The 19,957-nt window shown below is 42.6% G+C and carries 15 protein-coding genes; 4 read left to right on the top strand and 11 right to left on the bottom strand.

Features of this window, described 5'->3' with window-relative positions:
* The first annotated feature begins 127 nt into the window (after nt 1-127).
* Nucleotides 128-916: a lipase family protein gene (locus tag AMBT_RS01355; protein WP_013782764.1), complete on the top strand. Its 789-nt coding sequence runs from the start codon at nt 128-130 to the stop codon at nt 914-916.
* A 159-nt stretch (nt 917-1,075) separates the two neighbouring features.
* On the opposite strand, the gene AMBT_RS01350 is transcribed toward AMBT_RS01355, so the two are convergent.
* Entirely contained in the window at nt 1,076-4,219 is a 3,144-nt protein-coding gene (locus AMBT_RS01350) for a WD40/YVTN/BNR-like repeat-containing protein (RefSeq protein WP_148259067.1), read from the bottom strand.
* A gap of 253 nt (nt 4,220-4,472) precedes the next feature.
* On the opposite strand from AMBT_RS01350, the gene AMBT_RS23055 reads away from it, so the two are divergent.
* Nucleotides 4,473-4,595 (top strand): hypothetical protein, encoded by a 123-nt coding sequence (locus AMBT_RS23055; RefSeq protein WP_013782762.1) that lies wholly within the window; start codon nt 4,473-4,475, stop codon nt 4,593-4,595.
* Here the strand turns inward: AMBT_RS23055 and AMBT_RS01345 are convergent.
* The 3 genes from AMBT_RS01345 to AMBT_RS01335 form a co-directional block, all read right to left on the bottom strand.
* A complete protein-coding gene (locus AMBT_RS01345; protein WP_013782761.1) occupies nt 4,585-5,862 on the bottom strand; it encodes a GGDEF domain-containing protein in 1,278 nt (425 codons plus the stop codon). The genes AMBT_RS23055 and AMBT_RS01345 overlap by 11 nt on opposite strands.
* A 267-nt stretch (nt 5,863-6,129) precedes the next feature.
* Nucleotides 6,130-7,248: an adenosylhomocysteinase gene (locus AMBT_RS01340; RefSeq protein ID WP_013782760.1), complete on the bottom strand. Its 1,119-nt coding sequence runs from the start codon at nt 7,246-7,248 to the stop codon at nt 6,130-6,132.
* 268 nt (nt 7,249-7,516) lie between these two features.
* Nucleotides 7,517-8,560, bottom strand: coding sequence for a CDP-glycerol--glycerophosphate glycerophosphotransferase (locus AMBT_RS01335; protein WP_013782759.1), 1,044 nt, complete (start codon nt 8,558-8,560; stop codon nt 7,517-7,519).
* Nucleotides 8,561-8,765: 205 nt separating this feature from the next.
* On the opposite strand from AMBT_RS01335, the gene AMBT_RS01330 reads away from it, so the two are divergent.
* Both AMBT_RS01330 and AMBT_RS01325 read left to right on the top strand, forming a co-directional pair.
* Nucleotides 8,766-9,848, top strand: coding sequence for an ADP-ribosylglycohydrolase family protein (locus AMBT_RS01330; RefSeq protein ID WP_013782758.1), 1,083 nt, complete (start codon nt 8,766-8,768; stop codon nt 9,846-9,848).
* 41 nt (nt 9,849-9,889) lie between these two features.
* The gene (locus AMBT_RS01325; protein WP_013782757.1) at nt 9,890-10,246 is read left to right on the top strand and encodes a RidA family protein; all 357 of its coding nucleotides are present in this window, start codon (nt 9,890-9,892) and stop codon (nt 10,244-10,246) included.
* A 133-nt stretch (nt 10,247-10,379) separates the two neighbouring features.
* Here AMBT_RS01325 and AMBT_RS01320 read toward each other — a convergent pair whose 3' ends face one another.
* From AMBT_RS01320 to AMBT_RS01290, 7 genes are all read right to left on the bottom strand, one after another.
* On the bottom strand, nt 10,380-11,501 hold the full coding sequence (locus tag AMBT_RS01320) for a hypothetical protein (RefSeq protein ID WP_013782756.1): 1,122 nt from the start codon (nt 11,499-11,501) through the stop codon (nt 10,380-10,382).
* A gap of 8 nt (nt 11,502-11,509) precedes the next feature.
* The gene (locus AMBT_RS01315; RefSeq protein WP_013782755.1) at nt 11,510-12,199 is read right to left on the bottom strand and encodes a hypothetical protein; all 690 of its coding nucleotides are present in this window, start codon (nt 12,197-12,199) and stop codon (nt 11,510-11,512) included.
* A complete protein-coding gene (locus AMBT_RS01310; protein ID WP_148259066.1) occupies nt 12,196-14,367 on the bottom strand; it encodes a hypothetical protein in 2,172 nt (723 codons plus the stop codon). The genes AMBT_RS01315 and AMBT_RS01310 overlap by 4 nt, the downstream gene beginning before the upstream one ends.
* Nucleotides 14,368-14,582: 215 nt before the next feature.
* On the bottom strand, nt 14,583-15,257 hold the full coding sequence (locus AMBT_RS01305; protein ID WP_013782753.1) for a hypothetical protein: 675 nt from the start codon (nt 15,255-15,257) through the stop codon (nt 14,583-14,585).
* Between the two features lie 23 nt (nt 15,258-15,280).
* Nucleotides 15,281-15,907, bottom strand: a complete 627-nt coding sequence (locus tag AMBT_RS01300; protein WP_013782752.1) for a hypothetical protein — start codon at nt 15,905-15,907, stop codon at nt 15,281-15,283.
* A 113-nt stretch (nt 15,908-16,020) separates the two neighbouring features.
* Nucleotides 16,021-16,605 (bottom strand): RNA polymerase sigma factor, encoded by a 585-nt coding sequence (locus AMBT_RS01295; protein WP_013782751.1) that lies wholly within the window; start codon nt 16,603-16,605, stop codon nt 16,021-16,023.
* On the bottom strand, nt 16,602-19,862 hold the full coding sequence (locus tag AMBT_RS01290) for a CHAT domain-containing protein (RefSeq protein ID WP_013782750.1): 3,261 nt from the start codon (nt 19,860-19,862) through the stop codon (nt 16,602-16,604). Before AMBT_RS01290 ends, AMBT_RS01295 begins: the two co-directional genes overlap by 4 nt.
* Nucleotides 19,863-19,957 lie beyond the last annotated feature (95 nt).

Raw genomic sequence — 19,957 nt, 5'->3', positions numbered from 1 at the left:
TATTCGCCCTCATTATTCTGTGCGTAATATCACTGAAACAAAAACACTATAGCTTTAGAACTCGAGTCATTGTTTGTGAATTAAATCCGTTCACAAAACTGAGTAAAGCGAGTTGATATAGTTGTCTATGAAAAAGCTCAAGCGCTATCAATACGAGCGATATGCCATTCTCTGCCAACTCTCCTATCCCGATGCCGAAGCGCATTACCGTCAAGTATTAAAGCCCTTTCACGAACGTCACTTGGTCGATAAATATGGCCGGATGAGCGTCAGGATCCTTTGGGTAGATAATAAAAAAGAAGCCATTGTGGTATTTAGGGGCTCGCTGGGACTAAAAGACTGGCTCGCAAATTTGGTATTCCTACCCACTAGAATCAAACAAGTCGATAAAAAGTTCTATGTACATTGGGGCTTTAGTCGACTACTTCATCAACCCATGTATTCAAGCACGAAGACGATTGACGAAGCGCTGCCATTGCAAGAACTTTTGGTTAAAGTACTAGAGCCTTTGCAAAATCAAGGTAAGCGTTTTACATTTATAGGGCATTCTTCTGGAGGCGCAGTAGCCGTGCTGATGGCCGACTATTTCGAAAGAAAAAATGCTAAAGCGGTTAAGCGTGTCGTAACCTTTGGCCAACCTGCAGTGGGCAGTCGCTCATGGTATAAAAACTATCTATTACATCACAAAACATACCGTATTTGCTGTGACTTAGACGTAGTAACATTTATGCCTCCTTTCCCTTTTTACTTTTGGCACGTGGGTAAAATGCTATGGCTGCACGACGATCAAATTTATGAAAACACGCCCACGCATAAGCGTTTTTTTAAATCGTTAAGTAGCTGGCTATTAAGACCTATTACCTACCATTACATGAGAAAATACATTAGAAATAAGTCTTTATTTGATGAGCATTAGTGTGTATTCACGCTATAGCGTTTTTGATGTGAAGGCCTAATTTAAAAAACAAAAAACCGACTTAACGTCGGTCTTTAGTTTAAAGTGTGCCGATAATGCTATCGAACACCTTCATCGTACCTTCATTTTACAAAGTACAATTCAGTACGCACAAACAGCCTACAAACTGTCTAGATCGTACACGCCTTTTTCAGCAAGCGCTTCATTGACTGGCTTAACATTTTCACGAAATAGAATTTCTAACTGTAGTTTGTACTTTTGCCATCTGACCTCTAAATCGTCTAAACGTTGTACTGCCCCAGCTTGTGCTGGCGCGCCGGTTCTATCGAAGTTATCCATTAAAAAGCGAACTTGTCGGTCGAGCATATTTGGCCAATTTATGTCATCTTCAAAGGTTTGGTGTTTAGGTTGGATCACCAATGCTTCCCAATCATCAATAGCACTAACAACACGGTCAATTGATGCTGACACTTCGCTGGCTAGTACCACATTCGACTCAGTTACCCCATTTAGCGTTTCACGCACGTTACGGGCTTTTTGCAAGTGCTCAAATAGCTCGTTTAGTAAGTTTTCACTAGCCTGAATGCTTTGCTCAACAATTTGTAATTGGGCGGCATCAGATTCTTCCCTTGGGTCTGGCAGTACCTTAAACGGTCGGGTCTGAGACTGCTCGCCTACAGTGATAGTCGCTTTATAGTCGCCAGGCATTACTCTGGCGCCATTCCAGCCACCAAATAATTTCACATTATCAATACAGTTTAAAGGTGAGCGTCGCAGGTCCCATACAAACTCGTTATAACCTTCATGTGTTGAAGGGTGTGTAAACTTCAGCGGGCTACGTGCGTCTTCGTTACCCTTGGCGCACTTTTCAAACGCATCTGCGGTTGACGATAACGTACGCACGAGTTGATTTTTCGAATCAAAAATATCAATGCGAAGACTTTCACTCTCTTCAAGCTCCTCTTTTAAGTAGTAACGGAACCTTGCTCCGCGAGGAGGGTTTTTCGCTTCTGGTTGGCCGCTCATATTGCCGCCAGACAACAAGCGCACACCGTCGACAGGGCTAAATTGAAACAGAGCTTCATTGTGTAATGAGCCACTGACTTCACGCAGCGGGTTTATGTCGTCCAAAATCCAAAAGCCACGACCTTGCGTTGCCACAACTAAGTCATCACCTTTTACCTGCATATCAGTTATTGCAACAGGCGGTAAATTAAGCGCCATCTCCTGCCAGTTTTTACCATCGTCAAAACTAACAAACATCCCGCTTTCAGTTCCCGCGAACAGCATACCTTCATGCTGCTTATCCTCACGTACTACGCGAACAAACGCATCTTCAGGCAAACCTTTATCTATGCGAGTCCAGCGTTTTCCGTAGTTTTCTGTTTTATAAATATAGGGCTGATAGTCGTTCAGTTTATAGCCGGTTACAGCTACATAGGCTTTACCCTCAGCGTGAACGCTTAGCTCAATAGCATTAACCTGTGCTTCTTTTTTATGAGGCGTAATGTCTTTCCAATTTTTACCTTCATCTTTGGTTAAATGTAACTTGCCATCATCTGCACCTACCCATAGTTCACCTGCATTTGCTGGCGATTCAGCAATATAGAAAACCGTATTGTAATATTCAGCACCGGCTTGTTCGTTGGTGATAGGTCCGCCGTTTAAACCCTGCTTTTCGGCATCGTTGCGGGTTAAATCTGGGCTGATTTCTTGCCAATTAACGCCTCTGTCGGTGGTTTTTAATATCATCTGCGTACCGTAGTACACTGTTTTCGGGTCGTGCTGCGAAACCAATACCGGCGCATTCCAGTTGGTACGGTATTTCTGATCTCTCGCATTGCGCCCAAACACGTATTCAGGATAAGGCATGATAGGGCGAGTAAGCCCCGTATCCTTGTTGAACTCGGTCAATGTGCCATTAATAGTGGTGGCGTAAATCAGCGTAGGATTGTCGGCATCAAAGGCGATATGTGCGCTTTCACCACCGCCTACGGCAAACTGCTCGGCGATACCAATGCCGCTATCATAGGTAGAAGAAGGAGTCGCCATTGTGGTGTTATCTTGCTGGCCGCCATAGACATGGTAGGGTTCCAGGTTATCGGTAACTACACGATAAAATTGCGCAGTGGGTTGGTTATAAATACTCGACCACGACTTTCCACCATCAAACGTTACGGTTGCGCCACCGTCGTTGGCATTAATCATATTTTGGCTGTTTTCAGGGTTTATCCACATATCGTGGGTATCACCGTGTGGCAGTGATTTAATTTCAAAGGTTTTGCCGCCATCAATAGATTTATGCAACTGTACATTCATTACAAACAGGGTGTTTTCGTCGTTAGGGTCAACCTTAATATGATTGTAATACCAGGCTCTGGCTTTAAGAATATTGTCGCCATTCATTAGTTGCCAAGACGCGCCAGCGTCGTCGCTGCGGTACAAGCCACCGTTGTCTGCTTCAATAATGGCGTAAACGCGCTTAGGGTTAGAGGCAGAAATATCAATTCCCACCTTTCCGATAAGCTTGGGTAAATCTTTTTCTAGTTTATCCCAAGTTTCGCCACCGTCAGTGGACTTATAAATACCGCCACCGTCGCCGCCTGATTTTACGAACCATGGTGTTCTTCCGTGGTGCCACATGCTGGCGTAAAGCACTCTCGGGTTAGATGGGTCTAGCGCTAAATCTGCAGCCCCTGTGTTGGCATTAACGTTAAGTACGTGCTTCCAGTTTTTACCGCCATCGATAGTTTTAAATACACCGCGCGCTTCATTTGGTGCCCAAATATTACCTTGAACAGCCGCCCACGCGATATCTGGATTAGTGGGGTGAATGCGAATTTTAGGAATTTGACCACGATTTTCTAAACCAACTAGCTCCCAGGTTTCACCCGCGTCGGTAGACTTATATACACCTTTACCGTGGCTGGTGGTTACACCGCGAATAGGCCCTTCTCCCGTACCCACATAAATGACGTTATGATCTGAGGGGGCTACAGCAATTGCTCCAATGCTACCTACTTCAAAGTGCTTGTCAGACAACGGTTTCCAAGACAAACCGGCATTATCTGTTTTCCACACGCCACCACCAGCGGCCCCCATATAATAAAGGTTGGGGTTACCATCAACGCCTGAAACGGCAACAGAGCGACCGCCACGAAAAGGGCCTATATTACGATATTCCATTTTTTCGAAAAGCTTGGGATTAACGGAATCTTCTAACGCAATTGCAGGAAAAGAGAGACTAACTAGCGTGCTAATAGATACTGCTAAAGCGGCTAGTGTTCGCCGTAATTTCATCATTGAAAGCCTTTTTATAATTAATTGTTTATGAAGGATAGGTGCTTATGATTTATATAGTGCAACGTATTTAGCCATACGGTAAAGGCTAAATAGCTAATTCATTAGGAATTCGTATTGCCTTAATGAGTTTATCCACTTGTGTTTTTTTTAAACATTACCATTAAAGCACAGTGAAGGGATTTTAATTGGTACGACAAATACAGCATCTTGTCGCATCGAATAACGCAAGTGGAAATGGAAAAGGCAGTGCAATATGGATTTGTTTAGCGATACCCTGTTCGCACTTAGCGTATTTGTTGGTTTCGCTTTTATTGTCGGCTTCTTTGCTCTTATGTATCTATGGGCCAGAAAACAAAAAGGCGATATTAATCACTGAAGGTGGCAATGCAGACCGCGTTTTTGCCTTGGTTCTTGGCGCGATATAATGCTTCATCTGCACCCGATAGCATTTGGTTTGCCAAGTCCTGTACTTCGACCACATTGGCTATAGTCAATTGTTCTGGCGTAACACTGACTATACCGAACGAACAAGAAGTATTAAACGTGCACTCGCCTTTACCGAAATCTGTTTTTGCAATGCGCTCACGAATTCGCTCGACCGTAGTAGCCGCATAATTTTCATCTTGTTTGCTGGCAAATAAAATAACGAACTCGTCCCCTCCCAACCGTGCTATACAATCAGACTGGCGAATATTATCTTTTATAATAGTAGTAATTTGGGTAAGCAACGCATCACCATTAGCATGCCCATATTGGTCGTTGATATTTTTGAAGTCATCTACATCAAATACGCATACCGATAACCCGCTCAGCTCCCCTCGTCGCATTAGGTTCACAGCTTCCGTTAAACGTATCTCCAGATAACTACGTGAGAATGCTTGGGTTAAATGGTCATACATAAGCCGGTTACTCAGCAACCGCCTTTCTTCATAAAGATCATCTATATGTAAAACCAACACCCACGCAATACATGAAGTAACCGAAAATGAGCCTATCCAACTCATCGGAGGTAAATCAACCACCTGAATACCGGTGAACGTATCGCAAAGGCCTGTAATCACCCACACGATATTTGCTACCAACAACAATAACACCGTATTCGTATTCCCATTCTCTTGCCTGATGCGTTGTCGATTAAACACTCTCACGAGTATAAAAATACAATAAGCGGCGAGGACTAATATCCACGCCCCCCACAACTGGAATAATGCTCCAAACTTTAAGCCTGTGTAGTACTTAGACGTTGAGTAGAAAGCATTATTAAGAAAGTACGGATTGGGCACCATGGTCAACAAGGAAAAAGCACCACAAATTACGTAGCACCACTTCAGAAAAATAGGCACTTTGTATTGAAAAAAAGCAATGTAAAAATGCAGACTCAACACTATGGTAAACATCGCCGCAATAACGGTTATGCGGTTAGAAATACTGAGATAGGTAAGGTTATCGCTTGAATTAACGAGTACTGCAAATGCACCAAAAAAAACGCCACTGGTTAACGCTGAAAGCGCGAAAATCAGGTAATAATTTACGAACTCTTCATGGCGGGAGGTCAAGCGATAATATAGAAGCAAAAAGAAAAAGCTTAAAAGAAAGCAGATACTGGCAGTGATAAACAAAGGGATAGAAGATACTTGAACCATACTACTTGCTCATCCCCCCAACTCCCTTTAGTTATATGTGTTCTGTAAGCGCCTTAGCGTAAAAAACCTTAAGCAGAAGGCAACACTAATACAGGTATTACGCTTATATGTTAACTGTATGTTAGCGCAAAAATACTCTGCTCGCTTGCTCTTTCTATAACGAACTTTATCAACCTGGTAATGATAGAGGGCTTATCTTACGCAGCCCGAAGGTAGAACCCCTATATCTTCGATAAACCTATCATCAGCATAATAAGGGGTAGCGCCCTAAAGCGCCGTCCTCCATGCCTTTTCAGGTAGTAAATATAAGCCATTTTTGTGGGTACTACCTTCCCCTACAATATGCCCAATACCAGCTGCCATTACCGCCAAGGTAACGTCGAAAGCATTTAAGCTATCACCATAGCCTGCGGTAAGGTTAAACATAGAGCCATCTGCCAGTAAGAATAGGGTTTTGCCATTCAACGTATAAGCATTCACATAAGGTATTGGTTCGCTGTGATTGGCATTTTCTTTAAGATATGGCACGTCGATTTCTTGCGCCACATGCCCAACATTTAATATAAAGGTGCCTTCTTTCATCGCATCCAAATGCTTTGCACTTACCACGCCGTAACCACCAGTGGCAGTGGCAATAACATCGGCATCTTTTACCGCATTGCCCAAATCAACCACTGGCCAGCCATCATACTTAGCTTGTAGCGCGCGAGCAGGGTCGAGTTCAGCAACTTTTACTTGTGCACCAAAAGCCTTTGCGGATGCCGCCACGCCCTGCCCCACTAAACCATAACCTATGACCACTACTACTTTTTCATGCAACGTAAGATGGGTGGTTTGGAAAAAGGTTTGCCATGCACTTAAGCCCACCATATGGCGATTATGTAAGCCTTCTTTAACGGGCAAATCATCCCAGTTAAAAATAGGATATTCAGGCTGCATACCATTTAACCGCGTAATACCTGAGCCTGTAGCCTCCAACCCCGCAACGATACTTGGAACCGTTTCATTCAATTGCACTTTTTCATGCAAACGTGTGGTTAAATCCGCCCCCATTTCACACAAGTGTGTGGGTTTCCAAGCCAAGGCTTTATCAAAAGAATCTGACCAATCGGCGTTACTCATGTCTCGCCATGCATGCGCCGTTGCCCCTTTATCTACTAGGTACTTTACTACATCATCTTGAACTGTAGTGGGATTACAAGTTGTTAGAAAAACCTCACACCCACGCGATAATAATCCTTCAACTAATGGGGCCATCTTTAAATCTAGGTGTATATTACAGGCTAGCCTAATGCCGTCTAAGCTGGGAAGAGAGGAAATAGCGTCACGCGTGCGCGGCATATGTAAACTGGCCCATGAAAGCTCAGCTTGAAAATCTTGATACATAGAAAAGTCTTAATGTCGAAAAAGAGAAAGCACTATAGTACGCCACAATATCTTTATCCTACAACTGACAATCTAGCTTTACCCTGTTAAGGCAAAACCTTGATATACATAGAAATAGTTTTTATATCGCTAGACTGCGCGAGATTCTGCAGTTTGGGTTAGCGGAATTCGTTCTGCGGTGCTGACATAGAGGTGTAAGCTCGGCGCCGTAATTCCAGCGCATTGAATTTTGTATTAAGAGTTTTTACTCAGAAGTTCGCTATCATCCTCAAAACTTCCAATAGTTTAATTTCTTTCTAATTTTAAAGTTTCTTAATAGGTTTATAGGCTTTTTATTAGTCCAATGACTACTAACCATTTCTTCAACCGCTTTCACTACTCGATAAGAAGACTTTCCATCTAGGTAAGGCGTTATTGAAGGCCCGTATTGCTGAATGCTGTTTAGAAGTTCTTGTGACGGTGACAGAGCTTTAGTTATTGCGCCTTCTAGTGCGTCACTTTCGGTTATATTAATAAAGCAATCTAACGGTGTACTGTTGTTCACGGTAACAACTGGCTTGTTCAACAATAGGAACTCTTGGAATATAGAGGAATTATCACAAACCATAACGTCAGCTCTGTGCAACGCTTCAATAACTTGATTGTTTTCAAAAAATTGTAAGTTTTCACTTTCCAATGCTTTGTATTTTTGAACGGTGGATGTTGCCATTTTCGGATGTAGTGTGACTAACCATTGCCACTTACCAGTTTGGCTTAGCCGTTTCATCTCTTCATAAACAAGTTCCGCGCAGGACAACGCAGTTGAAAACGTAGAGCCAAATAGTATCTGCGGTTTATCGAAATGCTCTTTTGGCTGGTACTGAAACAAAGAGTCTAATTTCACCCAACCTGTTTCAACCACTTTATAATTGCCTTTATTACTGCCTGTTAATGTACCCGTGCGTTCAGGCCCTTCTGTGCAATATAAATCGAACAGCCCACGCTCAGGATAAACATTGCCTCGCTTACTTTCATTAAGACCATGAAAAACCTGTACTTTAATGCCGGCAATGAAATTTGGCACCCTATCGCCGGGTACGAATACCGCATCAGGTTTAAAGCTTATCGCTTGCTCAATGGAAGCTAATGCCTGCTCGTTTTCGTGTAAAAAGTGTTTGGACGCATCATTTCCCACCACCAACCATTTAACCTGATGACCTTGCTTTATCGCTTCATTTTGTATGGGACGAAGTATGTCGAAGGAGTAATTTTGTTCTACATATAAAAGAAAATTTAAGGGTTTCCCCGCAGTACTTGATGGCGATGCATGCATATTCTTACCCTTCAATTTCAAACTCAAACCAAAACAACGAATAGTAATGAGGCTGCCACTTTTTAGCAAATGGCTTTTGCAATCGTTACGCTGCGATCAATATTCACGCAGAATACGTACAAAGCCCTTAGATCATTCAATGTTTTTTGCTCATCGATTTTATATTGAAACCGATAGGTATATTAGCTATTAAGGGGAAGACTCAGTGCCATCTGAATTACATAAATCACGGGCAATAGCGGCGCTTAAAAATGCATTTATTGCTGACGCTTTGGCAATGCCAGTACATTGGTATTATAACCCTGCGGACATTTTAAAAGATTTCCCCGGCGGCATTCAGCAATTTGAAGACGCACCATCATTTCACCCCTCCTCTATTATGTCTTTGCATTCCACCAGCGAAGGGGGCCGGTCCAAAGCGTCTAAACATGAAAAGAAAAACATTGTAGGCGACGTTATTTTAAAGGGTAAACGACAATATTGGACTGGCGCTAATCAGCATTATCATCAAGGCATGAAAGCCGGAGAAAATACGCTGAATGCGCATTGTGCAAGAGTACTACTTAACGTTTCAGCACCACACTATCAACAAGCTGCTTTTTTAGATGAGTACATTAAACTCCTGTGCGCAGATAAGCCAGCTCACCCAGACACCTACGCGGAATCGTATCATAGAGGCTTTTTTGCAAATCTCGTAGCTGGTAAACCTGCCGATAAGTGCGGCGCAGTGACTCACGATACGGCATCTATAGGTGGCCTTGTTACCATTGGGCCTTTAGCGCTCACTTGCGCCCTCAAAGGTGATGACCTAAGTGATATTCAAAACCTGTGCAGAAGCCATTTGTATTTAACGCACCCCAGTGACGCGCTAGGTGTAGTTTGTGATTATTATGTCGAGCTGCTGTATCGATTGCTCTACCGCACGGACGAATCGCCTCAAGACATACTTGAAGATATTGCCCTACGGGGGAACCATCTGTCTTTGGCAAAGCTGGTTGCCAAGAATAAAAGCGATATCGAAATAGTGGGCCGTCAATTCTCTCCTGCATGTTACATTTCTGATGCATGGCCCAGTGTGCTGTATTTTGCTTATCGCTACGTAGAAAATGGAAAAAAAGCACTCACAGCCAACGCCAATGTTGGAGGAGATAACGTGCACCGTGGTTTTGTATTAGGTACACTCGTAGGTTTGATTGAAGGCGCGCCAATTCGCGACATGTTTGAACAACTTACTGATACAGAAGCGTTAGAGCATGAAATTCAGCAAGCTTGTAAATATGAAGAATAAACCATTAAAACGTTAAGATTAAAAGCACGGACACTCAAACAATGACCATAGAGCGAATAGAAACAAAACAGCGTATGAGCCGTATAGTAAAACATAACGGCACCATCTATTTATGCGGCCAAGTGTGCGCAGATGCTACCCAAGGTATTACCGAACAAACCCAAACCATGCTAGATAAAGTGGATACCTTGCTAGCACAAGCGGGTAGCGATAGAGAGCATATTTTATCAGCCACTATTTACATTAAAAGCATGGAATACTTCGCCGAGATGAACGCCGTATGGGATAACTGGGTACCAGAAGGCCATGCCCCTGCTCGCGCTTGCGTTACCGCAGATATGGCTCGTGAAGCGCTGTTAGTTGAAATAACGGTAGTCGCGGCTGAGAAGTGTGAATAGGCCATAGCGCTTGTTCCAAGCTTCGATGCACCTTTGAATTAATCACCACTCGCCATCAAGACACATTAGAGGCGAACTTCAAAGGTGCGCAACTGTTATGATTAAATGAAGCAGCCTATGCCGTAAACTTACTTTAGTTACTGGAAAAAAAACTGGGCGCCAATTTCTTTAGTGATTCTGGTCTTATATTTACCGCTGCAAGGTTTGCATTATATTGAGGGGCCAATCTTAAACGTAATGTATGCACTAATTCTTCAGGCGTGTATACGCGCTCTGGCTTCCCTTGTGCAATGACGTCCAAGTCAATTTGATTGCTTAAAGGATCCCAATTTATATTTGTTGGAATGAATTTTCCGGTTACACCGGAAGGTACATTTATTGCGGAGTCTTTGATTGCAGATTCATTGAGTGAAGCGTCGCCGTCTGAGGTGTCATTAAGACCCGCCGATTTATCTACTGAAACTTGCTCTTTAAGGTCTTTCAGCGTCATTAGCCTGCTTAATTGTTGACGCCAAAATGGCGCACCTAACCCAGCGAGCAATCCTGTCAATACGCAGCCAAAAATCCATTCAATAGAGATTCGATTTATACCTGGCGCTATGGGACCAACTGAAAATGTTTTACTCTCTAAATCAGAGCGTTGATTTAACCTACTTCTTAACTCAATCATAATCGCCCCTGCGTTAGTCGGGTCGTCCTCTGCCTCAAGCCTAGTGTTTAAACTCTCAATTTGACTTTGAAGACGGGTCATATCTTCGGCATCAGTATTTTCAAGCTCATTTATCAATGACAAGCTACTGATATTTAATGCCAAGGCAACAATGGTGGCAACACATGCGACTTTAACGCCAGTCCTCAAACGAAATCGACTTGTGGCACTATGATCACATTTTGCGATTCTATCGGGTAATACTTGCGCTAATTTATCAGCCTTTTTTGGTGCTGATACTTTACTGGCTGACGATAAAATATTATTCAACAATACTGACCTATTTAAATATGGCTTTGCTTTTTCACGCTCATATGCCATTAAGGTATTAAGCTTTTCTAGCACATGTGCGCTTTGTGCTGCAGTAAAATTAACATCATGTATTAAAGACAACCGGACTTCTTCAACTACACATTCACACCAATAATCGTAGCCACGGGTTCGAGAGCCAATCATAGACATGAGCTTATCTGTAGTCAGTGCTGAAAACTCAGCAACGGTAATGATCACTAAGGTCAGCACTATAGCGGTATCAAGATAATCCATAACTCACCTCACAAATCTAAAGATAAAATATCGTTTTTAAATTTAGGAATAAACCGGTTGGCATTTTGAATAAAATCAACAGCAGGAAGCATATAGCCCTTACTCCCATTCCCAGCGACATGCATGCCCAATAGTATTTCTCCATCATCGCTAAGAACAGGTGAACCACTATCACCAGCCATGGTCTCTCCATCGTAGCTTGCAATAAGGCGATGAACTGCCTGCAGACGGCTAAGTTCAGGCCCATAGGTAACAATTTGTTGATTACCTCTTTTAGCACATACATTGGATAGAGTGACTTTGCCACGCGGACTGTGCATGATGGCGGTCTTTGGTAATTCATCCATGTAATACAGTATTTTTGTTGGTACTGGACCGGGAATAGCCTTGCGTGCAAGATCGAGGTTCTTTGGCTCTACTTTGGCAAACGCCACATCGAAGCTCCATGTATCAGTACCTAGCGGGGCTATACCTCCGCAAATATCGTTATAGTGCGCAATAACGTTTCCGCCATGCTTTATGGTGGCCTGCTGACAAGGCTGCTTTACGTTTGTCGCTAATAATCCAAATAGATGAAAACAACTTACAAGATAGTGCTCAACGGGTGAATTTTTTCGGATACGGCGTATTAATGCGACCGCACTGCCTTGGTCGTACTTTGATTTCTTTGCAGTATCGATAGCCTTTATATAGCTCATTGCACTTTCCCCTCTTGTAAACTTTCAATCTTGGCTTTTATTTCCTCATGATTACTGAACTTCAAATCGCTGTATCTTAATGTATTTCCCCCTGTAAACCACTGAAGTGATTTGTTAATCGTCACTTTTGCTTGAGCGGCTAAATCCTCTACTTTATCTACATAAAGTGTTGGACAGATTGAATCTAGGTCACGTAGTGTTACGGTTAATACACCTTCACTAAAATCAGAATAGGCTAACGTAAAATCGTCACCGCAATCTCCAGCTTCCATTGGCGTGCGTAATGCACATTTCAGCCTTCCTACATCGTCATCGGCTTCGCAAACATCAGATGTTGAACTTAAGGCATTGTTTAAACTGGGGTGAGGCGTAAGATAATCGTTGCTGGTAATGTTTTTGCAATTAAGCTTTTTGAGTAAGGGGTCTGAGGTAAGCTTCTCAAGTAAGATCTTCTTAATCGCCTCTATATTTTTCGTTTCTGAAGGGATAGAGAACGACCCAACAAGCGCCAGTTCTCCTGAAATGGTACTTCCTAGTAAGGCTGGGTTTTCCAAAACAATACCATTCGCATGTGTTCCCATTACCGGGTAGCCAATAACACCGAAGGTTTCATTCCATGTATTGGTTTTACTATTTTCGCAGTTTTTCAACGCTGCTTGTGATGCCTCTTTAACGTTCTCTTTCGCAGCATCACTTTCAGTTTTTTTAACTGGCTCTTTAATCGATACGTTAATAATGGCGTGCTGAGTGCTGCTATCTTTCACTTTAATCGTAAAAGCTTCACCCGCTTTTGCTTCGCCTGTAAGCGTAACGATAACTCCAGATCCTCCTGCCACCGTCGAGACGTTTACCGATGAGTTAGGCGTTCTAGTTAACTGTGCGGAATAAGGCTTAGTTCCACCAGATACTTCAACGATTGCCGTTTGAATTACGCCCTGTGTAAATGCTAAAGAGGAATGATCGAGTTTTAGCTGGGTAGTAATATTATCAGTAAGGGCACCACAAGATTTAAACGTAGCTTCATTTAAGTTGAGTGGCATCGCCAATAAACCATTTAATTCGCTGGCTCTTGCCAACATAATTTGACGCTTCGCTTGCATCTCTCCCATGGCAATACTGATGTTAGAAATCATTTCTTGGTGAACGCGTTTAATTGCATCTTTAACGTTCTCAGCGTTCTCTTTTGGTTTTTCTGCAAGATTATTCAACGACTGCGCTAAAATACCATCGATACCAGTACCGGAACTGCCCGTACTCGCTAAGGTTGTTTGTAATATTTGAGCGAAGTCTAGCCCAGGCGTAAAATATTGTGCGTAATCACTCAATGCAGCTATTTGCGAACCGATACTATCTGTACTCGCTAATGTTGACGTTAAGGCTTCATCGACGGCCACACGAATGCTATCCACTTGCGCAAATACTCTAGGCCCAATCGTGGAAGACTTTGCAAGCAAGGTGTTGGTGCTTTGAAGTAACTGTGCGGCCCGCTCTCTGTCGCTGTCTATCACCTTTAACTGGGCCTGCGCTGCCGCTTTTAAGCTCTTGGTGGAATCATCATAAAGGAAGAGTTGGTTCACGGCGTTGGTCAAGTCTCCAGCCGCTATGGCGTACTCGTCCATTGCGCTACGAAGCCGTTCGGCATTGTTTTGAATATGCTGATAATTGCTAGTAATTCCCACCATAGGGCTAACAATATCTTTTATGCATACCATTGCCCGCATACCAGCAATATACTGTGCACGCCTGCCAACATTTTCATTTGCCGTTCCTAAATGATAGGCGCCCCCTCCGAGCAACCCCGCCGCTTTGAACGTATCAATATTGGCCTCGAAAGCTGCTAAACCCAATGTTACTGTGCCAAGGGCAATCAGGCCTTGGCTTAAATCTTGGCTTTGCCTTGCATCTTCTAAAAGCTTTCTGCGGTAGCCGTCGTAAGTGTAATCGACGTAAGCCATTGCCCGCTGAAGCTCTACTTCGCTTGACTCACACATTGTGCACGATCTTGTGTATTCGGGGCGAGGATCTTCAACATAAGGAAAGGTAGTACAGCCAAACAGCGAGCTTGCCAAAATACACATTGAGGATAATCGACTAGCGGTTTTATGTCGGTTCAATGACTTACCGAAAAGCGACTTGCCAAATTTGGCATGGTAATTAGTATTCATCACGTTCATGTTGCCCTCACAATCCATTTTTATTGGTATATAGGAGCAGTGCATACACGTTGATGATTCTCTCACCTAAATAATACTTTTATTTTTTAGGGGAGAGACAATACAAATGACGGGATAATAAAAAGAGGATTTAGCTGAGCTAGGCTTAACTTCTAGCCCAGCGCAACTACAAAGTAAGAATACAGCTAGCTAATCCGCGGTTGCAGTACCTATGTACCTATACCACCACCATGGGTAGTATTGTGCTTCATAACTTGATTTTTTCCTTTATCATGCGAGTGTGAACCATCGCCATCGTGATTATGGGCTCCGTTGTTACTAAATTGCTTATCTCTGTGAAAGACACGGTAAGTCATTGAATTTTTATCACCGTGATAAACGTATATCTGCATAGAATGGGGATGGTCTACCACAAATTGACTATTATTTTGTTGGTGTTTCGGGTTATCTAATGTCGGTATATAAAGAACCGTGAAATTATCCGTTTCATAAACCTGATAGCAATTTCCGTTATAGCTGATGTCATCAATGCTATCTTTGTCAATTCCATTAGCGTCTGTAAATCCTATACTGATTTTGGGTCTAGGAGTATTGTGTCTCTCTGACTCGAAACTACAAGCATCTTCGAGCGCTAAAGCACTACTATTTTTATTGAGAACTAAAGCTCCAAACGAGCTTTTTCGTTGTGATTGGGAGACGCTATCCGCCTCAGGTGTAGTTTTATCATCGCCTAAAAATTCGACCTCATAGCTATCTGTAACTTTCGATAGCATGCACTCTGCATCGTCATCTTCGCACTTTTTATTTTCATGTGAACAGCCAAGTAATGTTAAAAGTAATAATGTTAGTCCTACGGTTGATACCATTTTATTGAATAAAGTCATTAGGGTCCGCTCCTAGTTGTTGACTAATTAAATTGTATTAACCCACTGTGTAGTGGTGTTCTTGTTGTATTGTTGTAACCCGACACTTCAAAATCGTATACTCCTGATTCAAAGTGCTGTAATCCCATGTTTATGAAAATTTCGCTTGTAGAAGTTAAATGTAAAGCGCTTGTCGTGAACACTTGCTCTCCTTTTTGATTGGTTAACGTGAACCCATATTTGGGATAATCAAATTCAGGTATTTCAGTATCAACGTAAATTGCAAACACGAGCTGGCTGTCCGATTGAGTCACCTTAACCGCATCAAATTCTGAAGCTCGAACATTCGACATTTCCAAGCGATAAACATTTAAATCGGAATTTGGTGCTAAGCGCTCAGAGGTATTGAACGGCGTTGGCATTAATAAAACGAGTATCAATGCAGCGGCGGCTGCCCAAAGCGGAATTGGCTGTTTCCACACGCGAGGTTTGCTTTGAATAGGCGTTATCTTATTTACGCTGTTTGCTTGCATTCCCTTGTACAAACGCTCTGTAAGCTCTAGTTGATCTAAACACGCTTGGTTAGACAAAAAATAAGCTTCAAACTCCGCTTCTTCACTCGGTGTCATTCTACCTAGCACATACCGTTCTATTCTTTCATCTTGCTTCACTACGCAAACTCCTAACCATGAATACTCTGGGTCTATTGTTTGTGAAATGCCTATGCTCTTGCGTACTAACTTCTTGTGCACTAACTAGGCCAAACCTCTCAGTGAAATTCATATCAGTTATCTTCCATTACCGCTAACCACAGCGTTTTAAACCGCTGTTTACAGCGATATAGCACATTGTCGAAGTTTTTAGCGTTAACACTTAGTTCATTACAAATCAGACTTTTATCTTGTTCATGTATATAGTAACGATGGAGTAATTCTCTATCTCTCGGTGTATTCAACTCTTTAATAACCGTTTGAACAAGCAAGCCCAAATTATGCCGTTCTAGCGCATCCTCGGGCGATTGTGTTGACGGGCCGGAATACTCAGACTCCAACGCTTCCCCCATACCCGTTTGTTGGCGCTTAACGTCACTTTTTCTAAAATGCATCAGTAGCTGATTTTTCGCCGTCTGAAGAATAAACGCTGACAACTTTGTGGCATCTCGTAGTTCATTATTCCTAATACGTTCAATGACAATGCGCCACGTTTCTTGGCTAATATCTTCAGCCAAATCAGGGTCGTGACATTTTCGCCTAAGCACAAAGCGTAACCCCCTTTTATAACGCTCTATCATTTGTAATTCAGCGGCAGCATCTCCCGCTAAAATTCCTTTCACAATAGTGGCTGCAATATCGCTCTCAGATTCAGTCATGCCGCGTTACCATGTAAAACAAATCCCGCCCAGTAATAGGGCGATCGCCACGGGTGTGTTCCATTTTTTCTTTTGTGATTTTTCACCGCCACTTTCGCTTTTTCTAATGCTTCAGAGATAGGTAATTCGTGTTGTAGTAAATAACGATAAAACTCCTTCATCAGCATCGCGGTTGCATCGTCTTGTACTTGCCACAAACTGCCTATAACACTATGTGCTCCAGCTTCGATGAAGGCGCGGGTTAAGCCAAGCATACCTTCGCCCTCAATCAAGTGTCCTTGGGTAGTTTCGCAACCACTTAACACAACAAGTTGAGCCTTTAGCCTAAGCCGCCTGATTTCCGAGGCAAACAGCAAATTGTCGGCACTTGAAGCGTTTGATAGAACGAGTCCACCCAATTCAGGCACTTGATTATTTGCTAGCCCATGTGTCGCCATATGTAAGATATTAAAGGTAGATAAATCTAATTCTGCTAACGCTTGTTTACTGGCTTTACCTTTATTTAGAAGGGTTATCGGTTGAGCAGAGAACTCGTTTATGTAACTTGCCTCTTTTGCTGTATAAGGCAATGAGGAAGACTGAAAACCATAGAGTAGCGGGCTGCTTTGGTCTTTTGGCATAGTCTTCATTAAAGGGTCTGCCACAACAAGAATACTGCCTTCATCCACAGCCGTAGCGTAATTACCTCTTCTCGAATCTACTATGTTTTGTAAAGAATGTTGATAGCTTACTGACCACCCGCTCTGCGCGGGGGAAGATGCTGACAGTAATGAAAATGGTAAACGGGTTAACGCGCCATCCGGTATTACAATTAAGTTCGTTTTGCCTTTGAATAGATACTCTGCATTGCTAGGAAAAAGTGTATTGCGTAGCTCTGCCACCTCTTTACGCATTTTACGCAAAGGCAGTTTTTGCGATATTACATTCAGTACAGCGCCCACTCGTTCACTAAAAAAACGCTCATGTTCACTCTTAAAGCTTACAATCTGCTGCTGATCAATAAACCACAACCTAGACTCCACTTCTGCGGTATCAATAAATAACACCACGTCATGCTCTGTTAAAGACTGCTGAAGTTGGGCCAATGATTTGGCAGAAAATTTAGCGGTAGACGGCGGAACAACATAATTGTCACTCTCAAGCTGATATAACGCTTCTGACAATACCCGTATCTCTCTGATGGTCTGCTTTCGCTGCTGTGTTTCAATTTGTGTACTAAGCTCAATCAATTTCACCTGCTGTTTTTGATTGAGCTTTTTTTGTTCACGTTGAATGTCGTTATTAGTATTGTTGTCACGATAAAGCCCATACCCTATGGTGCGTGATCGCGCCCCCTCAGCAAGTAATAAGCTCTGCTCTACAGAAAGTGAGTTATCAACACGAACCAGCAAACTGACCACCTTCTGGTAGGTAGAGAAATACCCCCTACGTAAATCGGTTCGCTTTATTTTTGAAAAAATGTCATTGATCTGCTTGCTAATATCACGGCCTATTTGTAGTGCAAGTACTGGGTCGAGATGGGCTACTTCATTGGCATAGGCATAGGTACTTTCTAACTGTGACAACGTGGAGCGCGTTTGAATAAGTTTGCTCGTTCCTTTGTTAAAATAGGTCTCAGCACTTTTAACGTTACCCATGGATGCATGCAGTGTGGCCATTTGTATTTGTGCTAAGCCGATTGACCGAATATCTTGCGTTTGCATCAGAACATTTAACGCATTTTGCTGATATTTCATTGCCTCATCTTTGCTACCAAGTAACGTAAGGGCATGCGCTAGATTTGAAGCAGCAATAGCATGCTCATAATCCGTGGCAATACCGTCAGTGTTAAACAAGTAACCCTCTATTCGCTCTTTCGCCTGTTGATGCTCTCCAAGTTGCATGTTGAGTACACCAACAAAAAAGTCGATTTCACTCGCCCCCTTTGAGGCATTCAATTTAAAAAATTTGCGCTTTGCTATATCAAACGTATCCTTCGAATAGATATACTGCCCCGTTGCCTGCAAAAGCTTCGCTTTTTCTACATTAGCCCACGCATCTAAATATGCATGCTTAAACCTGCCGCTTAGCTTTAGCGCCTGTGTAACATGATGATTGGCTTGCTCGATATTGCCTAGTTGTCGATACACACCCGAGAGTTTGATATGCAAGTTCGTGATTGCGTAGTTATCTGAAACTTGGGTTGCTAATTTCTTGGCAAGAACGTATTGCTGCATGGCGTTGTTGAAATCGCCCGTGTGATAAAACAACCATCCTAAAGAGGTCATGCTTTTAATAGCTTTTGACACATCACCTTGTTCCAAGAAAATTTTGCTGGTTTCTTCAAAGGCCGCTACAGCATTCAAATAGCTTCCTTTTTCAATTTCTATTGACGCTTCTAACTCTTTCGCCTCTGCATACAACAAGGGATAGTGCCCAGAATTTAGATGGCCGAACACAATGCTTAAGTACGCCACCGCGGTATCAAATTCACCTTTTTCATAAATATAGTAACTCGCTAAATCCATGTTAATTTTAATAAGGTAGGATTGGGGAATAGAGGTCTGCTGTAAAATACGTTTCAGTAAATCAGCTTGATTGTCGTATTCTCCAAGGTAGTGGCTCACTATGGATTGCATATAGGCACTGAAAATAATGAGAGAGTGTTCATCTAACGATGTTGCAATATTCTCTGCTTTTTCATATTGCGAACGCACATCAAGTAAGGCTTCTTTATACTCCATCTCTGCAAGCTGATTTTCTGCCGCAGACCACGTTAACGAAGCGAATTGAATGGCATTGTAGAAACCTATGTAAGCATCCAATCCGGTACCGATTGCACTAAATAAGATATCGCTGCGACCTTGCGTTGGCGATGATGCCGAAGTATCAATTTCAACGTAACAAATGTCGCAGTCGTTCGCATCGAAGTGTAGATATTCAGGTTGTCTATAGGCGGCTGGAATATCAAGAGTGAGTAAGGGCTTGCTGGTTTCATATTCATCGCCATAAAGCGCTAAGCGAACATTTGCTACTGATTGCGTCGCTTTAATAAGCACTGTTACCCCCGTTGTAGGAATAACTCTGAACGTTGTTTTTTCATCAAGGCTTACTTGGAAATTCGCCGTGGTAGCGTCCGATACTGTCACGGTGGGAATCAATGTATTTTCTTCCGCCCATCCAGAAAAAGAAAATACATAAAGCATAGAAATAAAGAAAGGGAAACCACATAGCAAAGCTAGTGACCTTTTGATAATAGAGACGCTTGGAGTTTCCATACATGCTTTTACGCCACCAAAGTATCGTTCAAAAAATACACTAATTTATTTGAACACTCAAGTCGCCTCATACCAGCAGGCCTTATTTACCTGGC

This window comes from Alteromonas naphthalenivorans (assembly GCF_000213655.1).
Taxonomy (GTDB): domain Bacteria; phylum Pseudomonadota; class Gammaproteobacteria; order Enterobacterales; family Alteromonadaceae; genus Alteromonas; species Alteromonas naphthalenivorans.
This window is presented reverse-complemented; position numbering and strand designations above follow the sequence as displayed.

Bases quoted from the DNA above. Each gene is read 5' to 3' on its own strand.
- AMBT_RS01355 (WP_013782764.1), top strand. From the start codon at position 128: ATGAAAAAGCTCAAGCGCTATCAATACGAGCGATATGCCATTCTCTGC.
- AMBT_RS01350 (WP_148259067.1), bottom strand. From the start codon at position 4,219: ATGATGAAATTACGGCGAACACTAGCCGCTTTAGCAGTATCTATTAGC.
- AMBT_RS23055 (WP_013782762.1), top strand. From the start codon at position 4,473: ATGGATTTGTTTAGCGATACCCTGTTCGCACTTAGCGTATTTGTTGGT.
- AMBT_RS01345 (WP_013782761.1), bottom strand. From the start codon at position 5,862: ATGGTTCAAGTATCTTCTATCCCTTTGTTTATCACTGCCAGTATCTGC.
- AMBT_RS01340 (WP_013782760.1), bottom strand. From the start codon at position 7,248: ATGTATCAAGATTTTCAAGCTGAGCTTTCATGGGCCAGTTTACATATG.
- AMBT_RS01335 (WP_013782759.1), bottom strand. From the start codon at position 8,560: ATGCATGCATCGCCATCAAGTACTGCGGGGAAACCCTTAAATTTTCTT.
- AMBT_RS01325 (WP_013782757.1), top strand. From the start codon at position 9,890: ATGACCATAGAGCGAATAGAAACAAAACAGCGTATGAGCCGTATAGTA.
- AMBT_RS01320 (WP_013782756.1), bottom strand. From the start codon at position 11,501: ATGGATTATCTTGATACCGCTATAGTGCTGACCTTAGTGATCATTACC.
- AMBT_RS01315 (WP_013782755.1), bottom strand. From the start codon at position 12,199: ATGAGCTATATAAAGGCTATCGATACTGCAAAGAAATCAAAGTACGAC.
- AMBT_RS01305 (WP_013782753.1), bottom strand. From the start codon at position 15,257: ATGACTTTATTCAATAAAATGGTATCAACCGTAGGACTAACATTATTA.
- AMBT_RS01295 (WP_013782751.1), bottom strand. From the start codon at position 16,605: ATGACTGAATCTGAGAGCGATATTGCAGCCACTATTGTGAAAGGAATT.
- AMBT_RS01290 (WP_013782750.1), bottom strand. From the start codon at position 19,862: ATGGAAACTCCAAGCGTCTCTATTATCAAAAGGTCACTAGCTTTGCTA.